Origin of the sequence: Streptomyces sp. QH1-20, assembly GCF_041283565.1 — a bacterium.
Lineage (GTDB): Bacteria > Actinomycetota > Actinomycetes > Streptomycetales > Streptomycetaceae > Streptomyces > Streptomyces syringius.
Genome location: NZ_CP166299.1, coordinates 1,170,866 through 1,191,391 on the forward strand (window position 1 = coordinate 1,170,866; position 20,526 = coordinate 1,191,391).

General features: G+C 71.4%; 11 protein-coding genes. 2 read left to right on the forward strand and 9 right to left on the reverse strand.

Features of this window, described 5'->3' with window-relative positions:
* The 4 genes from AB8O64_RS05310 to AB8O64_RS05325 all read right to left on the reverse strand — a co-directional run bounded on the left by AB8O64_RS05310 (position 1) and on the right by AB8O64_RS05325 (position 13,343).
* On the reverse strand, positions 1-7,371 hold the full coding sequence (locus tag AB8O64_RS05310; RefSeq protein WP_370418106.1) for an amino acid adenylation domain-containing protein: 7,371 nt from the start codon (positions 7,369-7,371) through the stop codon (positions 1-3).
* Between the two features lie 8 nt (positions 7,372-7,379).
* Positions 7,380-10,541, reverse strand: a complete 3,162-nt coding sequence (locus AB8O64_RS05315; RefSeq protein ID WP_370418107.1) for an amino acid adenylation domain-containing protein — start codon at positions 10,539-10,541, stop codon at positions 7,380-7,382.
* An 869-nt stretch (positions 10,542-11,410) separates the two neighbouring features.
* Entirely contained in the window at positions 11,411-12,331 is a 921-nt protein-coding gene (locus tag AB8O64_RS05320) for an aldo/keto reductase (protein WP_370418108.1), read from the reverse strand.
* Between the two features lie 79 nt (positions 12,332-12,410).
* Positions 12,411-13,343: an NAD-dependent epimerase/dehydratase family protein gene (locus tag AB8O64_RS05325; protein WP_370418109.1), complete on the reverse strand. Its 933-nt coding sequence runs from the start codon at positions 13,341-13,343 to the stop codon at positions 12,411-12,413.
* A 102-nt stretch (positions 13,344-13,445) separates the two neighbouring features.
* Here AB8O64_RS05325 and AB8O64_RS05330 point away from each other — a divergent pair, with 102 nt between their 5' ends.
* Positions 13,446-14,348 carry a LysR family transcriptional regulator gene (locus AB8O64_RS05330; RefSeq protein ID WP_370418110.1) on the forward strand — a complete coding sequence of 301 codons (903 nt, stop codon included), beginning with the start codon at positions 13,446-13,448 and terminating at the stop codon, positions 14,346-14,348.
* 27 nt (positions 14,349-14,375) lie between these two features.
* On the opposite strand, the gene AB8O64_RS05335 is transcribed toward AB8O64_RS05330, so the two are convergent.
* The 3 genes from AB8O64_RS05335 to AB8O64_RS05345 are packed head-to-tail and all read right to left on the reverse strand — an operon-like array spanning position 14,376 to position 17,108.
* Positions 14,376-15,008, reverse strand: coding sequence for a GNAT family N-acetyltransferase (locus AB8O64_RS05335; protein ID WP_370418111.1), 633 nt, complete (start codon positions 15,006-15,008; stop codon positions 14,376-14,378).
* A gap of 22 nt (positions 15,009-15,030) precedes the next feature.
* Positions 15,031-16,467 carry an MFS transporter gene (locus AB8O64_RS05340; protein WP_370418112.1) on the reverse strand — a complete coding sequence of 479 codons (1,437 nt, stop codon included), beginning with the start codon at positions 16,465-16,467 and terminating at the stop codon, positions 15,031-15,033.
* Positions 16,464-17,108 (reverse strand): helix-turn-helix domain-containing protein, encoded by a 645-nt coding sequence (locus tag AB8O64_RS05345; RefSeq protein ID WP_370418113.1) that lies wholly within the window; start codon positions 17,106-17,108, stop codon positions 16,464-16,466. Before AB8O64_RS05345 ends, AB8O64_RS05340 begins: the two co-directional genes overlap by 4 nt.
* Positions 17,109-17,265: 157 nt before the next feature.
* On the opposite strand from AB8O64_RS05345, the gene AB8O64_RS05350 reads away from it, so the two are divergent.
* Positions 17,266-18,027, forward strand: coding sequence for an SDR family oxidoreductase (locus AB8O64_RS05350; protein WP_356453166.1), 762 nt, complete (start codon positions 17,266-17,268; stop codon positions 18,025-18,027).
* A 34-nt stretch (positions 18,028-18,061) separates the two neighbouring features.
* Here AB8O64_RS05350 and AB8O64_RS05355 read toward each other — a convergent pair whose 3' ends face one another.
* The gene (locus AB8O64_RS05355) at positions 18,062-19,210 is read right to left on the reverse strand and encodes an alpha/beta hydrolase (protein WP_370418114.1); all 1,149 of its coding nucleotides are present in this window, start codon (positions 19,208-19,210) and stop codon (positions 18,062-18,064) included.
* A 255-nt stretch (positions 19,211-19,465) separates the two neighbouring features.
* Positions 19,466-20,500: a hypothetical protein gene (locus AB8O64_RS05360; protein WP_370418115.1), complete on the reverse strand. Its 1,035-nt coding sequence runs from the start codon at positions 20,498-20,500 to the stop codon at positions 19,466-19,468.
* Between the last annotated feature and the right edge of the window lie 26 nt (positions 20,501-20,526).

The window sequence follows — 20,526 nt, forward strand, 5'->3', positions numbered from 1 at the left end:
TCACAACCCCAGGGTGGCCAGGCCGCCGTGGAGCAGCGTCGGCAGGGAGACGGGCACACCGAAACGGTCACGGACGGCGTGGGCGATCCGCAGCGCGGTCAGCGAGTCGAGGTGCACCCCGGCCGCGCCCTCGCCCGGAAGCTCCGCCCTGCTCCTGTCATCCCTGCCGGCGGTCTCCGCGAGGATCCCGGTCACCAGGGCCCGCAGGGCCGCCGTGTCGATCCGCTCGACCGCCGCGGCGGTCGCCGGGAGGCACGGATTGCCGCGGTCGTAACCGTCCGGCCCGCGGTCGTCCGCCGAAGGCAGCCGGTCGAGCAGCTCGGCCGCGCCGGAGCCGTCCCCGCTCTCCGCCAGGAGGTCGTCGAGGACCGCCCGGTAGATCTCGCGGACCGTGCCGAGGGCGTCGTGCCCGAGCACCTGCGCGGCGGCGTTGAAAGTGACCCGCATCCGGCGCGTGAACAGGTCGGCGTTGAAGGTCACGAGCAGGGCGAAGTCCGCGTGCTCGAACCACTTCAGATCGCCGATCACCTGCCCGCCCCGGTCTCCCAACTGGTCGGAGTAGGCGGTGAAGTTGACGAAGTTGAACGCCGTCTCCAGCAGTCGCCGTCCGCCCATGGCCTCCTGGATGGAGGCGTAGGAGTAGCGGCGGTACGGCAGGTGCTCGTGATCGGCCCGGTTGACCGCGGCGATCAGTTCGTCCCAGGAGCCGTCGGCCGTGGCACGCATGGGCACGATGTTCAGGAAGAGGCCCACCATGCGCTCGGCGTCGAGGTGTTCCGGGCGGCCGTGGCCGAAGACGCCGGTGGTCACATCGGAGGTGCGGGTGATGAGCGACAGGGCCCGCGCGTGCGCGGCGAGGCACAGGTGCTTGACCGACACCCGGTGGCGCGCCGCGATCTGCGCCAGGCGGTCGTAGCGCTCCTCCTCCAGCAGCAGCTCCGCCTCCGCCCAGCGGCTCCCGGGCTCGGGCAGCCGGGGCAGCTTGGTGTACGCGGCGCCCTCCAGCAGACCGGTCCAGTAGTCGCGGGCCGCGGAGTCCTGCTGCGCCTCCAACTCGAGCCGTACGTAGTCACGGTAGGCCAGCGGGGCCGGGGCCGGCCGGGTGCGCGGCTCGCCGGCCAGGCTCCGGCGGTAGTCCTCCAGCAGGCGGGCCATCAGGCCGGAGAAGCTCCAGCCGTCGATGATCGCGTGGTGGAAGCTGACCGAGAAGTAGAAGGAGTCCTCGCCGGCCCGGTGGGCGAAGAAGCGCATCTGGGTGGGGGCGCTCCACTGGAAGCCGGTGCTCTTCTCCGCCTCGAACCACTCGTCGACCCGTGCGGTCCGCTGCGTTTCACCGAGGTGCGAGAGGTCGTGCACCGTGAGGTCGACCCGGCCCCGGGCGTGGACCCGTTGCAGGGGCCTGCTGTGGCCGCCCAGTGCGAAGGAGGTCCGGAGGATCTCATGGCCGTCCGCGTCCACCAGGTCGGTGAGCAGCCCGGTCAGCACCTCCTGGTCGAGGGGCAGGTCGACGCGGTAGCGGATGAGGTCGTGGAAGACCGCCTGCGCGGGGTCGACGTCGGTGTGGAAGATCATGCCGAGCTGCAGCTGGGTGGCGGGGTAGGCGTCCACCACGTCCGCCGGCAGCAGCGCACGGTCCTCGCGCTCCAGCAGGTCGAACGGCTCGCCGGCCGCCGTCGTGCGGTCCTCGGCGGTGGCCACCAGCCTCTGGTCGGTCAGGGCGCGGATGGTCTGCACCCGGAACAGTTCGTGCAAGGGCACGTCGAAGCCGTCGCGGCGCAGCGCGCCCACGAGCCGGATGCCCTGGAGCGAGTCACCGCCCAGGTCGTAGTAGGGGTCGTCGATACCGACCCGCTCGACGCCCAGCACGTCCTGCCAGATCGCGGCCAGCCGGGCCTCGGTGGCGTCGCGCGGCGCGGTGTGCTCGCGGCCGGCGCCGCCCGTCCGGTCCTCGGGGTGGGGCAAGGCCCGGCGGTCCGTCTTGCCGTTGATCGTCAGGGGCCAGCGTTCCACCTCCAGGAGGAAGCTGGGCACCATGTAGCCGGGCAGCCGGTCGGCGAGGTGGGCGCGCAGGAGCGTGCCGTCGATGCGCTCACCGGGCCGGGGTACGTAGTAGCCGGCCAGTGCCTTGCCGCCGTTGCGCCGGGTGAAGGCGAGGACGAGCGCGGAGTCGACCTGCGGGTGTGCGGCCAGGGCGGCCTCGATGTCGCCCGTCTCGATGCGGTAGCCCTGGATCTTGACCTGGGCGTCGCCCCGGCCGAGGTACTCCACTTCGCCGCCGGGCAGGCGGCGGGCCAGGTCTCCGGAGCGGTAGGCCCGGGTGGTGCCGTGGCCCAGTTCGAGGTCGACGAACCGCTTGGCGTTCTCCTCGGGCCGGTTGAGGTAGCCCAGGGCGACACCGCCGCCGGTGACCGTGATCTCGCCGGGGGTTCCGAGCGGCACCGGGCGGCCGAGGTCGTCGAGGAGGTAGAGGCCGAGGTCCGGGATGGGCTCGCCGATCATGCTGCCCGGCGCACCCGTGTCGGCGGCACGCACCGGGCGGTAGGTGACATGCACGGTCGTCTCGGTGATGCCGTACATGTTGACCAGTCGCGGGCCGCGCTCGTCGCCGAAGTGGTCGAACCAGTCGGCCGGGGACGCGAAGTCCAGCGCCTCGCCACCGAAGACGATGTGGCGCAGGGAGACGTCGTCGGGGCCCGTGCGGTCCATCAGTGCCTGCTTGATCTGGCCGAAGGCGGACGGCGTCTGGTTGAGCACGGTGACGCGTTCGGCGACGACCAGGTCCGCGAAGTCCTCGACGGAGCGGCTGACCCAGTACGGGACGACGACGAGGTGGCCGCCGTACAGCAGCGCGCCCCACAGCTCCCACACGGAGAAGTCGAACGCGAAGGAGTGGAAGAGGGTCCAGGTGTCCTGGTCGCTGAAGCCGAACCAGTGCTCCGTGCGGCCGAACAGGCGCAGCACGTTGCCGTGGGTCACCAGTACGCCCTTGGGCCTGCCGGTGGAGCCGGAGGTGTAGATGACGTACGCCGGGGAGTCCGCGGTCAGGCGGTGGTCGGGGCCGTGGTCGGCGCCGTCGCCGACGATGGCGTCGAGCGCCGCCGTGGTGGCGGTCAGGGTGGCGCGTTCCGGGAAGAGGGCGCACACCTCGGCCGTGGCGATGACCAGCCGGACGTCGGCGTCCTCGACGGTCGTGCGGATGCGGTCCTCGGGGTACCCGGGGTCGATCGGCACATAGACGGCGCCGGCCTTGAGGGTGGCGAGGATGCTGACGACCATCTCCGGCTCGCGCTCCAGGGCGAGGGCGACGAGGTCACCGGGACGGACGCCGTCGGCGGCGAGGTGGTGGGCCAGGGCGTTGGCGCGGCGGTCGAGCTCGCGGTAGGTCAGTCGTCGGCCGTCGCAGGAGACGGCGGTGGCGTCGCCGTGTTTGTGGGCCATGGCCTCGAAGCGGTCGACGAGGGTGCGGCTGCCTTCGAGGTCGGCCGCGACGGGGCGGGTGACGGCGGGCAGCAGTTCGGCGCGCTCGTCGGCCGACAGCAGGTCGGTGTCCGCCCAGCGCTGTTCGCCGGCGTCGGCGAGCGCCCGGAAGCAGGCGAGGTAGTAGCCGAGGTAACGGTCGATCTGGTCTGCGGTGAACTGGCCGGGGTCGTAGCCGATGCGGTACTCCCAGCCGCCGGCGTAGGCGTCGGAGCCCACGTAGACGACGAGGGGCGCGTTGGTCTGCTCGAAGTACTCCACCGCGTCGACGGCCGGTTCGTTCCGCCGGGCGCCGTCCCGCTGGTGGACGTGGAAGTTGGTGAAGTTGAAGAGCACGTCGAAGGCCGGGCCGCCGTGCAGCTTCTGGATGGCGGGCAGCGGGTACCAGCGGTGGGGCTGGAGCCGCTGTTCCAGCTCGAAGCAGCGCTCGGCGAGCCGTTGCCAGCTCTGCTCGGTGTCCAGTTCCAGCCGGAACGGCAGGGTGTTGAGGAACATGCCGAGCGCGTGCTCGGCGCCGTCCACCTCGGGCCGGCCGTTGGTGACGAGTCCGGTGGTCATGTCGCGCTGATTGGTGATCAGGGACTGTACGCGCAGGTGCGCGGCGAGGAAGACGCTCTTGAGGGGTACGGACCACTCCTGGGCCCGGCGGCGCAAGGTCTCCAGCAGTTCCGGGGCCAGCTCGCGGCTGCTCACGACGACCTCGGCGGCCGTCGCGTGGGCGCGGGCGCCGCTGCCGAGCCGGGGCACCTCGGCGATCTGGGCGCCGTCCAGCTCCGCCGCCCAGAACTCCCGCTGCCGCGGGTCCTCCTCGGCGCGGCTTTCCAGGTCGGCGTAGAGCTTCTGCAGCGGCACGACGGAGGCGGCGGCGGGGGCCCGGCCGTGGAGCCGGTCGCCGTAGGCGCGGACCCACTCCTCGACCAGGGTGGCCACGCTCCAGCCGTCGAGGATGGCGTGGTGGAAGCTCAGGCCGAGCACGACGCGCTGCGGGCCGGTGACGAAGATCCGCAGGCGGTAGGCGGGGGCGGTGGCCGGGTCGATGGGGGTGCGCTTCTCCCGCTCGGCCCAGTCCGCGACGGCTGCGGCGGGATCGCGCTCGTCGCGCAGGTCGACGACCTCCACGGGCAGCGGCGGGGCGTCCTCGACGACCATGTGGGGCTGTTCGAAGGAGGTGAGGTCGAACCGTGACCGCAGTACGGGGTGTCGCTCGGTCAGCTGCCGCCAGGCCGCGATCAGGGCGTCGGGGTCCGCGCGGGGGACGTCCACGTGGTAGCGGAAGATGTCGTGGTACACGGGCACGTCGGTCTCGACGCTGCTGTGGTAGATCATGCCCTGCTGGAGGGCGGAGGCGGGCCAGGACCGGGCGTCGTCCGCCGTGGGTTCCGCGGCCGCCGGGTTCTCGGCCGGGCGTACCACGGCCGCCAGGTCGCTCAGGCGCTGGTGGGCGAAGACGTCACCGACGGTGATCTCGTATCCGGCCTGGCGCAGTGCGGCCACGACGCGGATGCCGATGATGGAGTCGCCGCCGAGGGAGAAGAAGCTGTCGCGGGCGCCGACCCGTCGCACGCCGAGGGCGTCCTTCCACACGGCGGCGAGCAGGCGCTCGACGTCGGTGGCGGGCTCGATGTGCTCCTGCGCGTCGTCCTGCTGCCGCGGCCGGGGCAACGCGGACACGTCACGCTTGCCATTGTGGTTGGTAGGGATGGCGGGGACGGTGACGACGAACTGGGGGACCATGTACGAGGGCAGCTCGGCGGCCAGCGCGGCGCGCAGCGCCGACTCGTCGAAGTCCGGGCCGGCCACCACGTAGGCGCACAGTGCCTTCTCGCCGCGGTCGCCGGCCACGGCGGCCACGGCGCATTCGACGACGCCGGTGCAGCCGCTCGCGAGGTGCTCGATCTCGCCCAGTTCGATGCGGTAGCCGCGGATCTTCACCTGGGTGTCGAGGCGGCCGAGGTACTCGAGGACGCCGCCGGGCAGCCAGCGGGCCAGGTCTCCGGTGCGGTAGACGCGGCCGAAGCCCTCGGGGCCGGTCACGAACCGCTCGGCGGTGAGCTCCGGGGCGTGCAGGTAGCCGCGGGCCAGGCCGACGCCCGCGATGCACAGTTCACCCGGCACCCCGATGGGGGCGAGGTCGCCGTTACGGGTCCGCACGATCAGCTTGATGTTGTCGATGGGGCGGCCGATGGGTACGGAGCGGGTGGAGTCCACGGCGTCGCAGTCGAAGTAGCTGACGTCCACGGCCGCCTCGGTGGGCCCGTAGAGGTTGACGAGCAGCGCGTTCGGCAGGGTCGCGGTGAAGACCTCGGTGTGGCTCGCGGCCAGTGCCTCGCCGCTGGCGAACACCCGGCGCAGCGAGCCCAGTCTGCCGGCCGTGCCGGAGGCCTGGGTGTAGGTGAGGAAGGCGTGCAGCATGCTGGGGACGAAGTGCATGGTGGTGGCGCCGCTGTCCGCCACTCGCCGGGCGATGCGCTCGGGGTCCTTCTCGGCCCCGTTGGGCAGCGTGGCGACCGAGGCGCCCGCCAGGGACCACCAGAAGATCTCCCACACCGACACGTCGAAGGTGAAGGGCGTCTTGTGCAGGATGACGTCGTCCGCGCCGAGCGGGTAGCCGCGCTGCATCCACCACAGCCGGTTGACGATGGCGCGGTGCTCGACGACCACGCCCTTGGGGCGGCCGGTGGAACCCGAGGTGTAGATGACGTAGCACGCGTCGTCGGGGCCGGTGACGGGTTCGAGGTCGGTGTCCTCGTCGGCCCAGCTGCCGGGGTCGTCCAGGGCGAGCGTCGTGCGGGAGCCGAGGACGGGCGCGGTCCGGGCGGTGGCGAGCACCAGCTCGGTGCCGCTGTGGTCGAGGAGGTACTCGATGCGGTTGCCGGGCAGGGTCGGGTCGATCGGCAGGTAGGCGCCGCCGGCCTTGAGCACGGCGTAGATGGCGGTGAGCATCTCGGCGGACCGGGGTACGCAGACGCCCACGATGCTTCCGGCGGTCACACCGCGCTCGCGGAGGGTGCGGGCGAGCCGGTTGGCGTCCGCGTTGAGCCGGGCGTAGGTCGTGCCCTCGCCGTCGACGACCGCGATGCGGTCGCCGTGTTCGCGTGCCCGCTCCTCCAGGAAGGAGTGCAGCAGCCGCCCGTCGGGGAATTCGGCGTCGGTGTCGTTGAACCCGCTCGTGATCAGCGCACGTTCGGCAGCGCTGGGGGCGCGCAAGGCGTCCGCCGTCGTGGCCGGGTCGGTGGTGACGGTGTTCAGCAGATCGCGGTAGGCGCCCAGGAGCCGGTGCGCGGTGGCGTCCGTGAACAGCGTCGGGTCGTACCGCAGCCCGAGGCGGGCGGTGGGCCCGGTGGTGAGCGAGAACATCAGCGGTGTGCCGGCGCGGTCCGCGTCCTGGGGGCCGAGGTCGCCGTCGACGGCGACCATGAAGTCGGTCGGCCGGCAGTCGGCGGGGTCCAGGACGGACCACACGGGGACGTCGAGGTGGGCCGCCGCCTGGAGGTAACCCGCGCGGACCGCGCCGAGGAGCTGCTTGGCCTGGGCACCGGAGGAAACGGCCACCTCGACGGGGATCGCCCGGTTGACGGAGCCGAAGGCCTGCGGCGGGGCGGGCAGGAAGACCACGACGTCGTCGCGGTCGGTGACCCGGGCCGCGAGCAGCGCCAGCACGGTGGCGGCGACGGTACGCAGGAGCACCGGGTCGCCCGAGGTGATGCGGGTGAGCGCGGCCATGGTGGTCGCGTCGAGGTCGGTGCCGCACACCTGATGGCCACCGGCGTCCGGGCGCAGATGGTCACGGATGACCTGGACCGGCTCGGTCCACGCCTGTCGGCGGGCGTCCCAGTACTGGTGTTGGGTCGGGTGGTTGCGGAGTGCCTGCTGGGCCTGCAGTGCGCTGATCATGGGTCCTTCTAGAAAGAGAAATCGGCGTAAGCGGGGGTGACCGCGTCCTGGGACGCCGAAGGGCCGAACAAGAGGGTGTGCGGGGAGGCGTCGAGGTCGTCGACCAGCTCCACCACACGGTTGAGCAGATATTCCGCCGAGGATGCGGCGAACAGGGCCGTGCTGTATTCGAGTTCGAGCAGCATGCCGTCGGGCCGCTGGTACGCCTGCAGGTTCAGGTCGAAACGGCAGGACCCCGCGTGCAGGAGGTTCACGTCCACCCTCAGACCGTCACGGTCGAAGGTGTGGAAGTCGATGTTCTGCAGGGCGAAGAAGGCGTCCAGCAGGGGGAGCCGGGAGGGGTCCCGGGGCAGTCCCAGCCGTTCGACGACCCGCTCGAAGGGGTAGCTCTGGTGTTGGAGGGCTTCCTGGTGCCGCCGGTGCGTGGCGGCCAGCAGGTCGGCGAGGGTGGCCGGTTCCGCGACCGTCAGCCGCAGGGCCGCGGTGTTGACGAACATGCCCACGACCGACTCGAAGTCGGGGTGGACCCGGCCGCTCATGGGGCTGCCGACGACGATGTCGTGCTGCCCGGACAACCGCATCAGAGCTGCGCTGTACGCGCTCAGGAACACGACGAACGGCGTGGTGCCCGCCCGGTCCGCGATACGCCCGACCGCGGCGGTCCGCTCCGGTGTGAGCGCGAGGCGCAACACGGCACCCGTGTCCGCGCGCACGGCCGGGCGGGGGTGATCCGTGGGCAGATCGAGGCGGGGCGGATCCGCCAGCGTGCTCAGCCAGTAGCGTTCGTCCGCCTCGAAGGAACCGTCCGCGAGCCGGTCGGCGAACCACTGCGAGGCGTCGGTGTAACCCCACTTGGGTTCGGGCACCGGTACGCCGGAGAGCAGTTCGGTCAGCTCCTCGGCGACGACGCGCAAGGACACCCCGTCGAAGACGATGTGGTGGATGTCCAGGTACAGACGGTGGTGGGTGTCGTCGACGCGGACGAGCAGCGCGCGCATCAGGGGGGTGCGCCCCAGGTCGAAGGGTCGTACGAACGCCTCCAGTACGGCCCGGTCGTCGCCGTGGACGGAGACGTCCGACTCGGTCAGCGGCACCGACGCGTCGTGGACGGGCACCGGTTCCTGCCGCACGCCCTGGGCGGTGGTGACGAAGCGGATGCGCAGGGCGTCATGGCGGCGCACCAGCTCGGCCAGGGCGCCGCGGACCGCCGTGGCGTTCAGCGGGCCGTGGACGTCCAGCCGGAGGGGGATGTTGTATGCGACCGACGCCGCGGCGACCTGGGCGTGGGTGTGGAGTCCGTGCTGCTGGGGGTGCAAGGCCGACGGGACGCCGACCGGCACGGGGTCGACCGGCGCGACGCTGGTGACGGGTGCCGTCCGGGCGGCCCGGCGCACGGCGTCCGTCATCCGCGCCAGGGTGCGGTGCTCGAACACCTCGGAGAAGGAGAGCCGCACTCCGTCGCGTACGGCCAGCCGTCCGATCAGCGCGCCGACGGCCAGGGAGTTGCCGCCGAGGGCGAGGAAGTCGTCGTCGGGGCCCAGGTCGCGGCCGTTCAGGCGCAGTACGGCGTCCCAGAGTTCGGCGAGGTCCCGCTGGTCCGCGGTGAGGCCGGACCGGTCCGGGGTGCCGGCGGGCGGGCCGGCCGGAGCGGGGGCCGGCAGCGCCGCCTTGTCGACCTTCCCATTGGCGTTGAGCGGCAGCCGGTCCAGCACGAGGAGACTCTCGGGCCGCAGGTATTCCGGCAGCCGCCGGGCGAGCGCGGCGCGGACGTCACCGGCCGCGGTGCCCTCGCCGAGCACGACATAGCCGCGGAGGTGCCTGCCCGCCTCGTCGGAGGCGACGACCACACAGGCGTCGAGAACGCCGGGGCAGGTCATCAGGACCGCTTCGACTTCCTTGACCTCGACCCGATGGCCGCGGATCTTGACCTGGTCGTCGACCCGGCCGTGGAAGTGCAACAGTCCTTCCCCGTCCAGGCTGACGCGGTCACCGGTGCGGTAGTACCGCTCTCCCCCGATCATGACGAAACGTTCCTTCGTCAGCTCGGGGTTGCCCAGGTAGCCACGGGCCAGGCCGCTGCCGCCCGTGTACAGCTCGCCCGTGGCGCCGACGGGCAACGGGCGGCGCCGCTCATCGAGGACCAGGACGGTCGTGCCCGTGATCGGGCGGCCGATCGGGACCGCACCCGGCTCCTCGGAGCGGACCTCGTGGGCGGTGGTGAACGTGGTGTTCTCCGTCGGACCGTAGCCATTGATCACCCGCAGGGTGGGGTGGGCCGCCAGGAGGGTGCGCACATGGCGGGCCGACAGCACGTCACCGCCGACCACCACGGCACCCAGACGCGCGAAGACATCGGGGTCGGCGTCGACGGTCTGGCTGAACAGCGGGGCTGTCATCCACATCACGGTGATGGCGTTGTCGTGCAGGACCTTCTTCAGCGCCGGCGGGACGAGCAACGTCTCCTTGTCCGTCACATACAGCGTCGCGCCGTTGAGCAGACAGCCCCAGATCTCGAAGGTCGCCGCGTCGAACTCCAGGGCGCCGGTCAGCAGCAGGCGTTCCCGCTCGGAGAAACGAAAGAAACCGTTGTCCTTCACCAGCCGGACGATCCCGGCCTGCTCCACCATCACACCTTTGGGCCGTCCGGTGGAGCCCGAAGTGAACATGACGTAGGCCAGCGGTGATCGTCCCTCGGGCACGGGTGCGGGGCCGGCCGGGGGTGCCACGCCGGCCCGGGACCCCTCGGCGGCAAGGCCCTCGGGCGTGATCAGATGCGTCCCGGCGGGCAGCGCGGGGGCGAGCGCCTCCGCGAGGCCGGGATCGCACACCAGCAGGGAGGCACCGCTGTCACCGAGCATGTGAGCCAGCCGCTCACGCGGGAAATCCGGGTTCAGGGGCAGATAGGCGCCACCGGCCAGCACGATGGCCAGGGTGCAGACGATCGCCTCGGCCGACCTCGGGAAGGCCATGGCCACCAGCGTCTCCCGACCGACTCCCCGGGCGATGAGCCCGGCCGCCAGCCTGCCCGCGCGGCGGTGGATCTCGCGGTAGGTCAGCCGGGTGTCACCGTCGACCACGGCGAGGGCGTCGGGGTGGCGTTCGATCTGCTCCGTTAAGAGGTCCTCCAGCAAAGGGTGGTGCGGATGGTGCGGCGAAGTCGCCGTGGTCATACGGAAGTACCTTTCCCGTCACACGCCGTAGGAGCGCGTGCCGACGCGACCGGGGATCGCCCGGACGTCGGTGTGATGGTGGGGTGTTGGTGAGTGATGTCGTGATGTCGGAACACGGGCGTCACAAGCGCCTGCTCCTCCGGAGACCGCGGTGGCGGGCGGAAAGCAGCCGCATGCGAGGTACGGACACGCCGTGGATATGAGCACGCACAGGCATGCCCGGCATTACCCGTGCGGTTCCTCATTCCGGGCCGGCTGACCTGCTCCAGCAAATCAGGTGCACGGTACGCAATTGTTACGGCAACAAGAACTTCGTGACAACGGTTTACGCGCCCCCTCAGTCGCCCGGAAGTCGCAATCAAACTAGCAGCCGGACCAGTTCGCGCAATGTGATGGTGGACACACGGATTGTGCATGGTGAGCGGCGCACTCAATGACATATCGCCCACCGCGCCGTTGTGATTGGCTCAGCCGCCGCAACGCGCTTATTCCGAAAGGGATTTGCCCTGACACGAGCATCGCGATTACACCGTGGTCCACGACAAAACGGAATCGGAATTATCAGTTCCGCCAAAGGGCGGGCCGCGTCCGCGATACAGCTTCACCCGTCGTCAGCAATCGGACGGGGCATTCCCGGTTTCCTCTGCGAGCAGGAAACCGTGGGCGGGCCATCACTTCGGGCGAGCGGAGGCACCTTGGCCGCCTCCCGGCGGTTTGCGCAATCATCTCGCCGTCGAAAGGGCACGGCGTCCCGCAGGATTCATGGCGGGACCTTCTTCCCTCGGACAGCGGAGTGCGTCGTCCTTGTCGAATGGTTGGAGAAACATCAGCGGCCAACCCCCTTCGCGGTGGCCGGAGATGACGTGTATTCAGCTATGCGCAGCGCGGCCCCGCGTTCCGAAGGCGTCCCCGAGGCGGGCGATCTGCTCGGTGCTGAGGACGAGGTCGGCGGCGGCCGCGGAGTCGCGGATGGATGCCGCGCGGCGCGCGCCCGGGATGGGGACGACGGCCGGGGACAGGGCCAGCAGCCAGGCGAGGCAGACGCGTTGCGGGCTCACGCCGTGTTCGCGGGCGACCTCGTGGAACGGCTCGTACGCCGTCCCGCCGGCACGTCGGTCGTCCGCCACAGGGCCTTCCAGAACGCTTCTGGAGATGCCTCCGAGCGGGCTCCACGGCAGGAACGCCACCCCGAGTTCCTCGCACAGCCTCAGTTCGGGGGCGCTGTCGCGGACCGCCGGGGAAAAGCGGTTCTGTACGGAGGTCAGACGGCCGCCGAGTACGGCGTGGGCCTCTCGGATCTGCTCGGTGTCGACGTTGGAGATGCCGGCCGCGCGGATCTTGCCCGCGTCGAGGAGTTCGGCGAGGGCACCGACGGACTCGGCCCACGGGACCCGCGGGTCGGGCTTGTGGAGCTGGTAGAGGCCGAGCGTGTCGACGCCGAGGCGCCGGCGTGAGGCGTCACAGGCGTTCTTGAGGTGTTCGGGTGTGCCGGTCACGGTCCATGAACCGTCGCCGGGCCTGCCGCGCCCGCCCTTGGTGGCGACCAGGACCGGTCCGGTGTCGCCGCCGTAGCGGGTCAGGGCGCGGGCGACGAGCGACTCGTTGTGGCCCGTTTCGCCCGCGTGCCAGTGGTAGGAGTCGGCGGTGTCGATGAGGGTGACTCCGGCGTCGAGGGCCGCGTGGATCGTGGTGATGGCCGCGTCCTCGTCGGGCCTGCCTTCGACGGACAGCGGCATGGCGCCGAGGCCGATCGCGCTGACGTGGACATCGCCCAGGCGGCGTGCGCGCATAAGGGGAACCTCTCTCTGTATTCGGGTGGGGTGGCGGGAGTGCGGCTCCAGCACGTCAACGCTTCAACGCTTCAGCGCTTCAGCGCTTCAGCGCGGCGATCTGCTCGGAGATGGCGTCCGGCAGCCAGTCGGCCGTGTCCGAGAAGCGGAAGCCGAGCCTTTCGGCGCGGGAGTTGTCCATGCCGTAGTAGCGGTCGAAGGCGAACGGCGACGCCTCGGCCCCCGGCTCCACCGTGCGGTGGACCGGTGGGCGGCTGCCGTGCTCGGCGATGCGCGCACAGAGGTCGGTCACGTCGAGTTCGCCGTGGGAGCAGGCGTTGACGGGGCCGAGGAAGTCCGCTCCCGCCGCCCAGATCAGGAAGTCCGCGATCTCGTGTTCGCCGATGAACGAGGACGGGTGGTTCACCTGGTGGATGTCGACGGGCCTGCCGGTACGGACGCGCTCGACGTAGTGGCGCAGCCGGCCGGTGAAGTCGGCGTCGCCGCCGCCCAGGACGTGTCCGGACCGGACGGCGACGAAGGGGAACGCCGGGTCCCGCGCGAACTCCGCTTCCGCCTGGCGCTTGCCCTCGCCGTAGTGCCGGTTCCGGAACTCCCCATCGTGCCAGGGCAGTTCCGGGTGGACGGGCCAGTGCGTGGTATTGATCGCCTCCTCGGGGACTCCGCCGCGCGGCGGTGTCGGGTGGATGGCGTCGGAGGAGGCCGGGTCGTAGACCTCGATGGTCGAGGTCATGACGTAGCGCTGGGTACGGTCGTGAAAGACGCGGCGGGCGACGGCTGCCTGCCGCGGTGTGTTGCAGACCTGGTCGATGACCGCGTCGAAGGTGCGGTTCCCCAGCGCCGCGCCGAGCGCCCTCTCGTCGTCGCGGTCGGCCATCACGTGGTCGACGCCGGGCGGCGGGGCCGATGAGCCACGGTTGACGACCGTCACCCGGGCCCCCGCGTCGCGGAGTCGCAGTACCACGTGCCTGCCGAAGTAACGGCTGCCGCCGATGACGCCCACGTGCTTCATGTGTCCTCTTCCGGAGTGCTCGTCTCGCTGTGGGCACGAGCCTGTCGGAATGCGATCATCAGCAGAAGTGGTGACTTGCTTAACCCGTATGAAGGACGACTGATGATCGATGTCCAGCGGCTCCGTACGCTCCGCGAGGTCGCCCGGAGCGGCAGTTTCAACAAGGCCGCGGCCGCCCTGCTGCTCACGCCGTCCGCCGTCTCCCAGCAGATCGCCGCGCTGGAACGGACACTCGGCGCCCAGGTCGTCGAGCGCAGCACGCGAGGTGTTTCCCTGACCGAGCCGGGCCGGCTCCTCGTCGAGGCCGCCGAGGCGATCTCGGCGGAGTTGTCGCACGCCCGGGAGCAGATCGACCGGCTGGCGACGGGGCGTACGAAGCTGACCGTGGCGACGTTCACCAGTGGGGGGCACCGGCTGCTGCCGCCGGTGCTGACCCGCTTCGTCGCCGAACATCCCGAGGTGGAGCTGACCGTGCTGCAGAAGGAGCCGGAGCACAGCCTGCCGCTGGTGCGCGAGGGGCGGGCCGACATCGCGCTCGCCTATCACTTCGACGGACCGCTGCCGGTCCGGCCCGGTGACCGGTCAGGGCTGGACTGGGTGCCGCTGATGGACGACCCGATGTCGGCGGTGCTGCCGGTGGGTCACCGTCTCGCCGACCGGGCGAGCCTGGACCTGGCCGAACTCGTGCGGGAGCGCTGGGTGATGGGGTGCATGAAGGCCCAGGCCTTCATGCACCGCTATGCCGGACTCGCCGGCTCCGAGTTGCGTGTCTCGGCCTCCACCACCGACTTCTTCTTCGCGCAGACCCTGGTGGCCGCGGGTGTCGGCATCTCCCTCGTCCCGCGGGTCGCCCTGGATCCGTCGGTCGGCGGTGTGGTCGTCATCCCCATCGACCCGCCGCGCCCCGCGCGCTATATCGGGGTGGCCACCGCCTCCCGGCATCGCGGTCGGCCCCAGCCGCACGTCGAGGCGTTGCTGGCCGCCCTGGTCCGGTCGGTGCCGTAGCCGCGCGCCGGGCCCGGGCGTGCCTTTTCAGGGTTTGTAGATGCAGGCTGCCAGCGGGGCGTGCACCTTCCAGCCCAGCGCCTCGTACAGCGCACGTCCGTCGGGGGTCGCGCCCAGCACTCCGAGGACCGCGCCCTGCGCGACGGCGTGGTCGGTGAGGGTGCGCATCACGAAGGCGCCCAGGCCACGGCGGCGATGAGCGTCGTCGGTCCCGACACGGTCGACCACCGCCGCCTGGCCGAGAACGGCCATCTGCCCCTTGGCCACGACCTCGCCCGTGGCGTCGTGCACCCGGACGTGGTCGACGCCGTCGCGGGTCTCCACGGACGCGGAGTAGCCCTGGGGGACCACCGGATCCGTGGCCGTCAGATCCACGGCCATCAGATATCCCGCCTCGTCCATGTCCACCACCCAGCCTTCGGGCAGCCAGGGCCCGATGTCCTCGGGTTCCATGGGCGCCTTGAGCCAGGTGTGCGGCACGGTCACCGAGGCGGCTGCCTCGCGTACCGAGAACTCCTGTGCGTCGGGCAGAACATGGCGTCCCACTTGATCGGGGTAGCCGACCTCGAGGTAGAGCCCCCAGGGCCGTTCGGCCGGTGGCGGCGTGCCACGCGATACAGCCCAGCCGGCGCCCCAGGTCCTGACCAGTTCCGGAATCATCGAGCCCTCCCCGAAGTAAGAGTCACAGTCCAGCAGCGCACATTACGTCAGGGGCGGAGCGCGGCATCTCCTTTTCGCGCGCCCCCGCCGTCGCACCGCGACCTGCATCCGGTCGAACCGACCCACCGGCATGGGGGGACGGCGACGGGCCATCCGCTCCGGGAACCTCGTCCGGTGCGCGGCCGACGCCGCGGAGCCGGTCCATCTCCCGCCATTCGGGCCGCAGTCCGGCCAGAGTGGTGGTGAGGAAGTACGCCCCACCACCCGCCACCAGCACCGGTACGAGGCCGAACGAGGCCACCGCGGCCCCCGCCAGCAGGCCGCCGAGGGGAATGCCCGCCCAGGCCAGCGAGTCGCCCAGTGCCCGGACCCGGCCCAGCAGTTGGCGCGGTACCCGCTCGAAGGAGATCGCTCCGAGAATCGGGTTGAGGAATCCGCCGCCGAAGCCACCGACGGCGAAGACCACCAGTACCGCCCACATCGGCGCGCCGGAGGCGAGGACCAGGAACCGTGGTGCGCCGACGATCAGGAAGCCGGCGAAGAACACCAGTCGGCGGCGCAGCCGATGGGCCACGGCGGCCGCGACGAGACTACCGAGGACCGCCGTGATACCGGCGACGCTGCTGATCAGTCCGATCGCGGCGGGGCCGCCGCCGGACTCCTTGGCCCAGACCGGTACGAGCACGGTCATGAAGGCCGCGTCGAGCAGGTTGGTGATGCCGACCGTGACGATGATGGTGAGCAGCAGGGGCTCACCGCGCAGGAACGTGAAGCCCTCGCCGAAGCGCCGCCAGTAGCCCGGCTCCTTCCCGCCTTCCGGTGGGGCGGGGGGCTCGGTGGTGTGCCCCATGTCGCGGGGCAGGGCCAGCCCGATGATGACCGAACCCAAGGCGAAGCAGGCGGCGTTGACCACGAGACCCGCTTGCGGGCCGAGCAGGGCCACCAGCGCACCGCCCGCCGCCGGGCCGACGGTGGAGGCGAGCCGCTCGGTCACGCCGGAGATGCCGGTGGCCCGTTCCAGGGGTACCGCGCTGCGTTCGGCCGCCTCCGGGACCATGATCTCCTTGGCCAGGTCGCCGGGGCCGCGTACCGCCCCGATGACGGCCACCAGGGCCAGCAGCAGCCAGAAGGGCAGCAGGTCCACGGCGTACAGCAGCGGGACGAGGCCCGCGGCGACCGCGCTGAGCGAATCGGTGGTCCAGGAGACGACACGCGGGCCGACGCGGTCGACGAGCGGCCCGGTGAGCGCCTTGACGACCACGTACGGGGTCATTTCGCAGAACGCGACGAGGCCGGTCTGGGTGGCGCTGCCGGTGGTGACGAGCACGAACCACGGCAGGGCGATGGCCGATACCCGGGTGCCGGTCAGCGATACGGCGGTGGCGGCGAGCACCGCGGCCAGCGGCCGGAGGCTGCGCCGGCCGGTTATGCCTCCCGCCGGCGGGGCTGCCTTCGTCACGGCGTCTCCCCCTCCGGTTCGGCCACGGCGTCCGGCTCCGGCAGGAGGTGCGTGATCAGCACGACGCGTTCGGCGCCTTCCGGCGCACCGGATCGCCCGTCGGGTCCGTCCCGGCGGTAGCGGTTGACGACGGCCCGTAGCTCCTCCCCCAGGCTCGCGGCCTCCTCGGGGGTGAGCCGGAGGGCCCAGTCGCTCATATCGAGGTTGTCCCGCCAGGGGCGCGGCATGGTCTCCACCGCGTCCAGGGCCAGCCGGGCACGTTGCGCGTGGGCGTCGGCCACCGAGCGCATATAGGCCATGGCGGCCTCGGGTTCGCGGTCGGGGAGGCCCTTGTCGGTCAGCCAGGTGCCCTGGTGCACCGCCCGCCACCAGCGCTCCCGCGCGTTGCCGCGGTCGGTGTCCTCCTCGACGAATCCGGCGGTGCCGAGCTGTCGCAGGTGGTAGCTGGTCACTCCCGATCCCAGGCCCAGCCGTTCGGCGAGGCGGGTGGCCGTCGACGGGCCGTACGTGCGCAGCAGTCCCACCAACTGCACGCGTACCGGGTGGGCCATGGCGCGCAGGCCCTTGGCGTCCAGGACCACGTGCGTCTCGGGGTGCGGGCCGTCCGGCCGCTCTCGTTCTTCCCTGCTGACTTCTGTCATGCCGAGCAGCCTAAACCGCGAACATTCCTTCGCGAAGAAGTCTTCGCGATCTCCGCCTCGACGCGCCTCGAGCTGCGAAGTGCCCCCATGTGGGCAAGGCTGGTCGGCGTGACCCGCACCCGCGCGGACCGCGAGCGACACGGAGAAAGGCAGTGACATGAGCGGCAGCAACCAGTCCCTCAAGGGCAAGGTCGTCCTGGTCGGCGCCGGGGCGAAGAACCTGGGCGGCCTCATCAGCCGTACCGTCGCCGACCAGGGCGCGAACGTGGTGGTGCACTACCACTCCGACGGCACCAAGGGGGACGCGGTGGCGACCGCGAAAGCGGTGGAGGCGGCCGGCGGTCAGGCGGAGACGATCCAGGGTGACCTGACCAAGGTCGATGTCGTGGAGGATCTGTTCACCACCGCCAAGGAGCGGTTCGGCGGGATCGACGTGGCGGTCAACACCTCCGGGATGGTGCTGCGCAAGCCGATCATGGAGACGACGGAAGCCGAGTACGACCGGATGGCGGGCGTGAACGCCAAGGCCGCGTACTTCTTCATCCGCGAGGCGGGGAAGCACCTCAACGACAACGGCAAGGTGATCACCATCGTCACGTCGCTGCTGGCGGCCTTCACCGACGGTTATTCCACCTACGCGGGCTGCAAGGCCCCCGTCGAGCATTTCACCCGGGCGGCGGCCAAGGAGTTCGCCCCGCGCGGCATCTCCGTGAACAACATCGCCCCCGGCCCGATGGACACCCCCTTCTTCTACGGCCAGGAGACGCCCGAGCGCGTCGAGTTCCACAAGTCCCAGGCCATGGCCAACCAGCTCACGAAGATCGAGGACATCGCGCCGATCGTGACCTTCCTGGCCACCGACGGCTGGTGGATCACCGGCCAGACCCTCTTCGCCAACGGCGGCTACACGACGCGGTAGGGCGCGTGAGGGCATGTCCTAGCGGACGGCGGTCCTAGCGAACGGCGTCGTACGCGCCCAGGGCGATCCTCGCGAAGTTCCGCAGCGACTGCGTGCCCGGCGCGAAGTAGCCCGAATGGCCGTGGGCACCGGCCGAGGAGACGACCCGGGCGCCGAACTCCGCCGAGGTGGGGTCGGCTCCGTGGCCGAGACCCAGCAACCGGACGTTGGGGACGTTGCCGATCCAGTCCCCGCTGTCGCGGCGGACCGCCCAGACCCGGGCCCCCGTGCGCAGATCGGCCGCGGAGTCGGCGCGGACACCGGGGCTGCCGAGGACGACGAGGTCGGCCGCGTCGGCGCGGTCGATGGCGGGGGCGGCGAGGCCGCAGACGACCGAGCCGTAGCTGTGGCAGAACACCGCGGGCGCGGCGGAACCGACGGCCGCGAGTCCACCGAGGAAGCGGTCCAGGCGCGGTGCGCCCGCCTTCGCGAGACGGCCGGTGGCGGCGTCGAGTCCGACGCCGACGGGGGTGGTGTACCCGGCCCAGGCGATCACGGCGGTCGGGATGCCGGGCGCCTGACGGGCCATCTCGGCCCGCAGCGAGGCGGCCATCCCGGCCGGGGCGCCGTACCGGTCGTGCGTGCGGTCGAAGGAGGCAAGGTCGATGTCCGAGCCCGGCACGACGACCGCCGTGCGCTTGGCCGCCGTCCAGTCGCCGTAGACCTCGGCGAGCTGGCCGCGGCCGCGCGGATCGAAGGCGAGGATCTGCCGGCCCGGGGCGAGGAGCCGTGCGTAGCGGTCCGCCAGTTCGCCAGCGCGCAGCCGCTCGTACTCCGGGAGGCCGGGGTCGGCGGCCCGGGCGCGCTCCTTGGCGCGTTCGGCCGCGATGGCCCGGGCGTTGGCCGTGTACCGCAGCGCCAGGGGCGCGCCGTCGAGGTTTCCGACGACCAGCGGGTGGCGGGCGGCCAGTTCGGCGCGCCGCGCTTCGGTCAGGGAGGCGAAGAAGCGGGCGACGTCGGCGGGGGCGGCGGTCGCGGGGTCGGGCAGCGGGCGGTGCAGGGAGTCGTCCGCGCGCCAGGCGGCGGTACCGGCCGGCGGGCCGGTGACGGCGGTCTGCTCGCTGCCGGTGGCCCAGCCCGCCGTGCCCGCGACGACCGTCGTGATGAGCGCGACGGCGGCCAGTGTGCGCTTGAAACGGCGCATGGATGACTCTCCCTCTTCCGGTGCTGCGGAGGAGGGAAAGGTAGGAAGAGGACGGTTGACGCTGCGTCACACCCCGGAGCCAAACCGGGGGTCATACCCGAGTAGGGGGTGGGGCAGGTTCGACGTCGCGCGGGGGCAGCATGCGCCGCCGCGCTCCACCGGGGCGGACGCCGCCGCGCGCACTACGGGCGGCGGATGCCCGTAGTGCGCGCGGCCTGGGAAGCCCGTGGTGTCACGACCGGTTCCCCGGTGGCGTCACGCCCAGTTCTGCCGCTGCAGCCAGAGGTTCCGCGCGGTGCCGGAGCCCTGGGTGAAGACGTAGAGCAACCCCACCCGGTTCATGATCACGGGGCTGACGTGGACGTCGCCGATGACGCCCTCCAGGGTCTGGAAGGCTTCGTAGGCGGCGGCGTTCTCGGCTGTCTGGACCGTGACCCACAGCTTTTTGTCGGTGCCCTTGACCAGGACGTTGAGCCGGCCGTCCTGCCCGAGGCAGGCGGTGGGGCGCTCGATGATCTGGCCCTTGAGCGACGCGGAGGTCTGCCAGGCGTCGTAGTCGTCGCTCTGTCCGACGCGCCAGGCGGAGCCGTCCGAGCCGCGGTAGAAGATCTGGACGCGGGAGGCGGCGTCGATGACCGCGGAGGGCCGGGTGGTGACTCCGGTGGTCTGCTGCTGGAAGGCGTCCCACGCGTCGGCGGCGTTCGATGCCTTCTGCTGGATGGTGTACAGCGTGTCGTTGCCGCCCTTGACGGCGACGACGATCCGGCCGGAGCCGTCGAGGACCGGGGACGGGGTGGCGTGGATGCCACCGCCGAGGGATGTGGGCGCGGTGTAGGCCTCGTAGGCCAGACCTTGGTTGCGCGTGTACCACAGGGCACCGTCGGTACCCCGGAAGAAGACCTGGATGCGTCCGTCGCCGTTGAGCGCCGCCGCGGGGTCGCCGCCGATGTTGGTCACGATCCGCTGGGGCGCGCCGAAGTGGGCGTTGACGGCGGTCTGGGTGACGACCTCGAGGTGGTTGTCCGGGGTGCGGTAGAAGACGCGGATCTTTCCGTCCCTGCCACGGAGGGCATGGGGGACGCCCTCGATGCGTGAGCCCTCGATCTTCTTCCAGGGGCTCCAACCGCGGTCGCGCGTTTCCCAGATGGTCCAGAGCGCGTTGGCGCCGCCCTGGACGAATGCCTGGACACGATTGTCGGAGTTGAGGGCGGCGGAGGGCTCGGCGAAGATGCCGCCCTCCAGGTTCGTCCAGTTGCCCCACTTCGTACCGGGTGCGGTGGAGACGGGCATGCAAACTCCTCGATCGAATGGTTGCC

What these genes read in the sequence shown, in the direction of transcription:
- AB8O64_RS05355 (WP_370418114.1), bottom strand. Translation starts at nt 19,210, where the DNA reads ATGCGCCGTTTCAAGCGCACACTGGCCGCCGTCGCGCTCATCACGACG.
- AB8O64_RS05330 (WP_370418110.1), top strand. Translation starts at nt 13,446, where the DNA reads ATGATCGATGTCCAGCGGCTCCGTACGCTCCGCGAGGTCGCCCGGAGC.
- AB8O64_RS05345 (WP_370418113.1), bottom strand. Translation starts at nt 17,108, where the DNA reads ATGACAGAAGTCAGCAGGGAAGAACGAGAGCGGCCGGACGGCCCGCAC.
- AB8O64_RS05315 (WP_370418107.1), bottom strand. Translation starts at nt 10,541, where the DNA reads ATGACCACGGCGACTTCGCCGCACCATCCGCACCACCCTTTGCTGGAG.
- AB8O64_RS05320 (WP_370418108.1), bottom strand. Translation starts at nt 12,331, where the DNA reads ATGCGCGCACGCCGCCTGGGCGATGTCCACGTCAGCGCGATCGGCCTC.
- AB8O64_RS05325 (WP_370418109.1), bottom strand. Translation starts at nt 13,343, where the DNA reads ATGAAGCACGTGGGCGTCATCGGCGGCAGCCGTTACTTCGGCAGGCAC.
- AB8O64_RS05310 (WP_370418106.1), bottom strand. Translation starts at nt 7,371, where the DNA reads ATGATCAGCGCACTGCAGGCCCAGCAGGCACTCCGCAACCACCCGACC.
- AB8O64_RS05350 (WP_356453166.1), top strand. Translation starts at nt 17,266, where the DNA reads ATGAGCGGCAGCAACCAGTCCCTCAAGGGCAAGGTCGTCCTGGTCGGC.
- AB8O64_RS05360 (WP_370418115.1), bottom strand. Translation starts at nt 20,500, where the DNA reads ATGCCCGTCTCCACCGCACCCGGTACGAAGTGGGGCAACTGGACGAAC.
- AB8O64_RS05335 (WP_370418111.1), bottom strand. Translation starts at nt 15,008, where the DNA reads ATGATTCCGGAACTGGTCAGGACCTGGGGCGCCGGCTGGGCTGTATCG.